Source organism: Metabacillus idriensis (assembly GCF_050483325.1).
In the GTDB taxonomy this organism is placed as follows: Bacteria; Bacillota; Bacilli; order Bacillales; family Bacillaceae; genus Bacillus_P; species Bacillus_P idriensis_A.
In genome coordinates, this window is the sequence record NZ_JBCMYF010000002.1 from 1 (window position 1) to 1,677 (window position 1,677).

General features: G+C 53.4%; 1 rRNA gene. It reads left to right on the top strand.

From position 1 onward, the window contains the following. Positions 1–80 precede the first annotated feature (80 nt). Positions 81–1,630 (top strand): 16S ribosomal RNA (locus ABEQ24_RS02355). Positions 1,631–1,677 lie beyond the last annotated feature (47 nt).

A 1,677-nucleotide genomic window follows, 5' to 3' on the forward strand; every position in this document is an offset into this window, starting at 1 on the left:
TCTTTGAAAACTAAACAAAACCAAAAGCGTACCAAACGTTTTAAATTTTTGAAGTCAGCAACAAATTGAGTCACAAATTTTCTTCGGAGAGTTTGATCCTGGCTCAGGACGAACGCTGGCGGCGTGCCTAATACATGCAAGTCGAGCGGACTTGCTGGAGCTTGCTCCAGCAGGTTAGCGGCGGACGGGTGAGTAACACGTGGGCAACCTGCCTGTAAGACTGGGATAACTCCGGGAAACCGGAGCTAATACCGGATAGTATCTTGAACCGCATGGTTCAAGTTGGAAAGACGGTTTCGGCTGTCACTTACAGATGGGCCCGCGGCGCATTAGCTAGTTGGTGAGGTAATGGCTCACCAAGGCAACGATGCGTAGCCGACCTGAGAGGGTGATCGGCCACACTGGGACTGAGACACGGCCCAGACTCCTACGGGAGGCAGCAGTAGGGAATCTTCCGCAATGGACGAAAGTCTGACGGAGCAACGCCGCGTGAGTGATGAAGGTTTTCGGATCGTAAAACTCTGTTGTCAGGGAAGAACAAGTGCGAGAGTAACTGCTCGCACCTTGACGGTACCTGACCAGAAAGCCACGGCTAACTACGTGCCAGCAGCCGCGGTAATACGTAGGTGGCAAGCGTTGTCCGGAATTATTGGGCGTAAAGCGCGCGCAGGCGGTTTCTTAAGTCTGATGTGAAAGCCCCCGGCTCAACCGGGGAGGGTCATTGGAAACTGGGAAACTTGAGTGCAGAAGAGGAGAGTGGAATTCCACGTGTAGCGGTGAAATGCGTAGAGATGTGGAGGAACACCAGTGGCGAAGGCGACTCTCTGGTCTGTAACTGACGCTGAGGCGCGAAAGCGTGGGGAGCGAACAGGATTAGATACCCTGGTAGTCCACGCCGTAAACGATGAGTGCTAAGTGTTAGAGGGTTTCCGCCCTTTAGTGCTGCAGCTAACGCATTAAGCACTCCGCCTGGGGAGTACGGTCGCAAGACTGAAACTCAAAGGAATTGACGGGGGCCCGCACAAGCGGTGGAGCATGTGGTTTAATTCGAAGCAACGCGAAGAACCTTACCAGGTCTTGACATCCTTTGCCACTTCTAGAGATAGAAGGTTCCCCTTCGGGGGACAAAGTGACAGGTGGTGCATGGTTGTCGTCAGCTCGTGTCGTGAGATGTTGGGTTAAGTCCCGCAACGAGCGCAACCCTTGATCTTAGTTGCCAGCATTCAGTTGGGCACTCTAAGGTGACTGCCGGTGACAAACCGGAGGAAGGTGGGGATGACGTCAAATCATCATGCCCCTTATGACCTGGGCTACACACGTGCTACAATGGATGGTACAAAGGGCTGCGAGACCGCGAGGTTTAGCCAATCCCATAAAACCATTCTCAGTTCGGATTGCAGGCTGCAACTCGCCTGCATGAAGCTGGAATCGCTAGTAATCGCGGATCAGCATGCCGCGGTGAATACGTTCCCGGGCCTTGTACACACCGCCCGTCACACCACGAGAGTTTGCAACACCCGAAGTCGGTGGGGTAACCGCAAGGAGCCAGCCGCCTAAGGTGGGGTAGATGATTGGGGTGAAGTCGTAACAAGGTAGCCGTATCGGAAGGTGCGGCTGGATCACCTCCTTTCTAAGGATATATGAGGACGCTTTTGGTTTTTGTTTAGTTTTGAGAGA